At 33.5% G+C, this 4,147-nt stretch carries 7 protein-coding genes and 1 pseudogene; 1 reads left to right on the top strand and 7 read right to left on the bottom strand.

What is annotated here, in order from left to right:
* The coding region (locus C9E89_RS21675) for a helix-turn-helix domain-containing protein (protein WP_147305743.1) at positions 1 to 87 on the top strand (87 nt) is incomplete at its 5' end.
* Between the two features lie 174 nt (positions 88 to 261).
* Here C9E89_RS21675 and C9E89_RS21670 read toward each other — a convergent pair.
* From C9E89_RS21670 to C9E89_RS23965, 7 genes and pseudogenes are all read right to left on the bottom strand, one after another.
* On the bottom strand, positions 262 to 642 hold the full coding sequence (locus C9E89_RS21670; RefSeq protein WP_107010194.1) for a PAS domain-containing protein: 381 nt from the start codon (positions 640 to 642) through the stop codon (positions 262 to 264).
* A gap of 338 nt (positions 643 to 980) precedes the next feature.
* Positions 981 to 1,175, bottom strand: a pseudogene (locus C9E89_RS23975) (hypothetical protein); the annotation flags it as partial.
* 37 nt (positions 1,176 to 1,212) lie between these two features.
* Complete coding sequence (locus C9E89_RS21660) at positions 1,213 to 1,527, bottom strand: BrnA antitoxin family protein (protein ID WP_107010193.1); 315 nt, start codon at positions 1,525 to 1,527, stop codon at positions 1,213 to 1,215.
* Positions 1,514 to 1,801 carry a BrnT family toxin gene (locus tag C9E89_RS21655; RefSeq protein WP_107010192.1) on the bottom strand — a complete coding sequence of 96 codons (288 nt, stop codon included), beginning with the start codon at positions 1,799 to 1,801 and terminating at the stop codon, positions 1,514 to 1,516. Before C9E89_RS21655 ends, C9E89_RS21660 begins: the two co-directional genes overlap by 14 nt.
* A gap of 263 nt (positions 1,802 to 2,064) precedes the next feature.
* On the bottom strand, positions 2,065 to 2,787 hold the full coding sequence (locus C9E89_RS21650) for a Hint domain-containing protein (RefSeq protein WP_078194509.1): 723 nt from the start codon (positions 2,785 to 2,787) through the stop codon (positions 2,065 to 2,067).
* Positions 2,788 to 2,971: 184 nt separating this feature from the next.
* Positions 2,972 to 3,352: a hypothetical protein gene (locus tag C9E89_RS23970; protein ID WP_147305742.1), complete on the bottom strand. Its 381-nt coding sequence runs from the start codon at positions 3,350 to 3,352 to the stop codon at positions 2,972 to 2,974.
* A 108-nt stretch (positions 3,353 to 3,460) separates the two neighbouring features.
* Entirely contained in the window at positions 3,461 to 3,763 is a 303-nt protein-coding gene (locus C9E89_RS23965; RefSeq protein ID WP_228199098.1) for a hypothetical protein, read from the bottom strand.
* Positions 3,764 to 4,147 lie beyond the last annotated feature (384 nt).

The raw sequence follows: 4,147 nt of genomic DNA, 5'->3' as shown, positions 1-4,147 counted from the left end.
GCAGCTGGCAATATGACTAAGGAAGAAATTGCCAAAGCAGTGAATTGTGGAGTTGCAACTGTCTATCGAGTTGCTAAAGTTATCTAAAAGCGGACATTTTTACTTTGGAGAAACCGGACATTTCTATTTTGGAGTTACAAGATTGCTTCACATAAGAGATTTTATGTTAAATAGCCCCTTAGTCTGGGGCTATTTTTTTGAAATTTTGTATAAGCTGTATTATGTTAATTTTAGAAGAACTATAAAGTGTAAAAAAAAATCTTATTTTTTTGAGTTTGTTACATCACGGGCGATAGCAACACTTCCTTGAACATGACCATCATTATCTTTAATTAAAGAAAAACTCATTTCTACATAGAGTCTTTTATCTATATCTTTATGAAGTGCTTTCGTTAAAGTTGGTTTGCCCGATAGTCTAAGATTTCCATTTTGGATAGCAATGTTAAAACCATGCCAATGAGCTTTACGAGCACGTTCAGGAATTATGATATCAAGGCTTTGTCCAAGTGCTTCATCTTTGGAAAATCCAAATAATTGGCTAGCCGCATCATTCCAACGTTGAATATTACCGTGATTATCAGCATAAATTAATGCATCACTAGTTTGCTCTATAATGAATTCGGCAAGTTCCTTATGACTCATTTTATAACTCCTTTTAATGAAAACTTTTCTTTCTGGTTGATTGCACAGTAGCCCCATTTAGAGTAGTTAGGAATACTAGATGTTCTATTACTACTATCAAAAATAAGGCTATCTTAAAAATAAGTTATTTAACTAATGTTTAAATGTATTTTGAATACATCTTTGTGTTTTTTTTAATATAATACTTCTACTAACTAATGTTCCATTCCCTCAGGGTTAGTATTTTTTAAGTAAAAGTTGGCGCAAAACGACACCAGTTAGTTCATTTCGGTGGGCTAGCTGTTTTTATAAAAATTTTATTTTCCATTATTTTACCTAAAATAAAAAAAGACAGCTTATCCTATCCCTTGAGTATCAGCGATCCAATCACCAAGTGCGGTACCAAGTGTTTGAGAGAACACAATGGTTAGCCATTAAAAAACTTCACTTTTAGGCGATTGGATATAATGTACAGAAATTGATCCACTGCTGTAGTACAAAGATGATAAAGAGATAATCAATAAACTTAATAAAATTAAACTACCACCCAGATATACGAAATAAAAAAGGGAGTTTATAACTCCCTTTTTTTTATTGATGATTTTTACGTTCATTTAGCATTGCTTCACGTAGAATTTTGTTCATACGTGTTTGATAGCCTTTACCTTGTGATTTCAACCATGCGAGTACATCAGCATCTAGACGAACTGAAGTCTGTTGCTTCACTGGACGATAAAATTGCCCATGACGAACTGCATTACTCCAGTCGGTGATTTCGGGAATATCAGACAGGTCTAATTGATTATCAGACACAGTTCCCTTAGCAAGCAAGCGTTTAATTTCAGCATCTTGCTTGTCACTGAAGTTTTCATTCAGCTCTTCGCGTGTATATCTAACCATGCTCATATTGATTGCGCTCCGCTTTGGTTACTTGTCTTGCACTAATGATTCGTATGATTTCACAGTCATCTTCATCAAAGATGGTATGAGCAACTAATAACATCAGTACTCCTTTGACCTTACCAATGGTTTGCCAACGCTCTTCCCCATTGGTATGTCTGTCTTGGATTGAGATCCGTAGAGGATCTTCAAATATAAGGCTTGCAGTTTCAAAAGAGATATCATGCTTTTTCTGATTCTTTCGATTCTTAGCCTCATCCCATTCAAAATACTGTTCCACAAAAAACATTCAAATTTGTATATACAATAATGTATCACAAAATTGTATCACTCAAGCTGAAAAGCGTAATTTTTAGTCAGATTTATTGGCAAGAACTATCAAAACTGTTCATAAAAAAACCGACTTGTTTCCAAGTCGGTTGAACGAGAACGTTCCAGAGGGTATGAATAACGATAAGATACTGATCTTAAAGTAATATTAAAAACACGTTTCGTATAAGCTCTATTATGTTAAATAAGAAAATTAGTAATTTATTTCTTATATTATTTATAGGCAGTATTATTAACCCACAATCCTAGCTTCGTAATAAAGCAAGTATAATCATCCTCAACGTCAAAGCTGTAAGTTTTTAATCGGAATGTCTCTGAGAGAACGTGAACACTTTCACCATTAACACATATTGGACTAGGTACATTATCATCACCTATACATTCGATAGGTCCTTCTAATCCATATTTGATAAAAGTAAAATATTCAACATTTTCAATATCAAAACCTTTTTTATCCGCATTAAATATATTGCTAGGATGGTAACTTCCAGCCACATTTTCCATACTTGTTTTTCGTAATGGATTCACCATAAAAACAAGACCAATGATTTCTTGATCAGATGTTTCTATAGCTTGACCGTTCTTCAACTCATCCAAGCGCGTCCATCCAATATTCTTAACCCAGAATGTCTGATTAGACCTCAGCATATTACTGACCATTTTTCCTTTGCGAGAAAGTTGCAATAATTTGCTTTTATTTAATTTTGATAAATCTGTATTTGCTTTAATTTGGAAATAGGTTAGCTCCCAAATCTCACTATTCTCACAAGTAGATATTCTTATAACAGGTTTATAGCATAACTCTCCGTCACCATTTTTTGGCTTTGACAGTACTAAATCTCCGACTTTAATGTTCTGAATGGCGATTAAACCTTTGTCTGTATTTATACGTGTTCCAGCAGGAAAACCAGCCCCTGAATTAAGATATGAGTCCATAAGTCTCTCTTATATTTTTAATTTGATGATTAGTGAGCTTTCCTAAAATTAACATAATACGCGTTATGCGAAATTAGAAAAATGAGTTTATTGCACTGATATTTATCTGTTTTTTAAATTTTAGACCTGGGTTGGTGCCCAGGTTTTTTTATTGCGTATAACAGCCATTATGTTAAATGGGGAACTATTTAGTTAGTTTTTGAGGTGATGGAGCAGAGTTCCATGTACCTAATAAGCGCCAAATTGCACTATCTATCTCTTGCCATTTGTCCCAATTATTTAAATTCGTTTCCCACTGAACCCATATACCGCCATATTTATTGGGCTCATAACTCTCTCCTCTAATTTGAACAAATCGATTATCTACCGTATTTTCTAAAGCAACTACATCCAATAAAACACCAACAACATCCTGTTCTTTGGATTTCCCATAACAACCATAGAAATTATCAGCCACTTTTTTTGGGTAACAAGTCAGACCATATTTTTCAAATTTTGAATTTTTCTTAAAAAATTCTTTTCTTTGTAAAAATGTCTTATATGTGTCTAATTTCTCAGCTCGCATATCTATGGTAAGACCTTCGATCCTGACTCTCACTTGGTCATCATGATCAGGTAAATAGCCATCTGTTGCTTGAAAATCTAAATTGCTTAATTTTAAATCAAACTGTAATTATCGATTCGAATCAGGCATCGGCAAACTGTCAGCTTCTTGTTGTGCAATAGGTTCAAATTTTTCAGGTGTATAATCAATTGGAAATTGACCTAAATAGTGTTCTCGTGCAGGTCTATAAAACTCATAATCAAATTGATCAGGTATATGTTCTCGTCTCAGTCCAAGTTTCGCTTTAACTATCAATTGTGGATTCTGTTTCCATGTCACTAGATCTCCTTCCTGAGGAATATATGATTTTTCTTTAGGTGTACATCCTATAAGAAAAACCAAACATAAAGAGACCATTACTTTGTGCTGCATTATTTTTTCTCTTTAATAGAGTTTATTTTTTAAATCTGAATCAGTTTAGTTTCTCTAAAATTAACATAATACACCTTATACGAAATGTGTTATAATTTTCCTTAGAAATCAATGCTATAGTTTCTAGTTTATAGCCCAATCACACCCGATTGGGCTTTTTTTATGATTTTTCATGTTTCACGCCTATTCTTTGACCAATGTTTCACGACTTTGTTCATATTAGTTAAACAATCGTGGTTAATCATAGGGGCTAAAAAAAAAGCTCCAAAAGCCGAGGTATTAACAGCCTTCAATGCAGATGCAGAAATAGCTTTCGATCTTCAGCCGTACAAGTATCAGTGTTGAAAAAGAAAATTACGGAACTCACTGCTGCATAAAATATTC

The sequence above is a fragment of the Acinetobacter sichuanensis genome, assembly GCF_003024515.2.
GTDB classification, from domain to species: domain Bacteria; phylum Pseudomonadota; class Gammaproteobacteria; order Pseudomonadales; family Moraxellaceae; genus Acinetobacter; species Acinetobacter sichuanensis.
Note: the sequence above shows the minus strand (reverse complement) of the source record. Positions and strands in the feature narration are given on the sequence as shown.

Bases quoted from the DNA above. Each gene is read 5' to 3' on its own strand.
- C9E89_RS21670 (WP_107010194.1), bottom strand. From the start codon at position 642: ATGAGTCATAAGGAACTTGCCGAATTCATTATAGAGCAAACTAGTGAT.
- C9E89_RS21660 (WP_107010193.1), bottom strand. From the start codon at position 1,527: ATGAGCATGGTTAGATATACACGCGAAGAGCTGAATGAAAACTTCAGT.
- C9E89_RS21650 (WP_078194509.1), bottom strand. From the start codon at position 2,787: ATGGACTCATATCTTAATTCAGGGGCTGGTTTTCCTGCTGGAACACGT.
- C9E89_RS23970 (WP_147305742.1), bottom strand. From the start codon at position 3,352: ATGCGAGCTGAGAAATTAGACACATATAAGACATTTTTACAAAGAAAA.
- C9E89_RS23965 (WP_228199098.1), bottom strand. From the start codon at position 3,763: ATGCAGCACAAAGTAATGGTCTCTTTATGTTTGGTTTTTCTTATAGGA.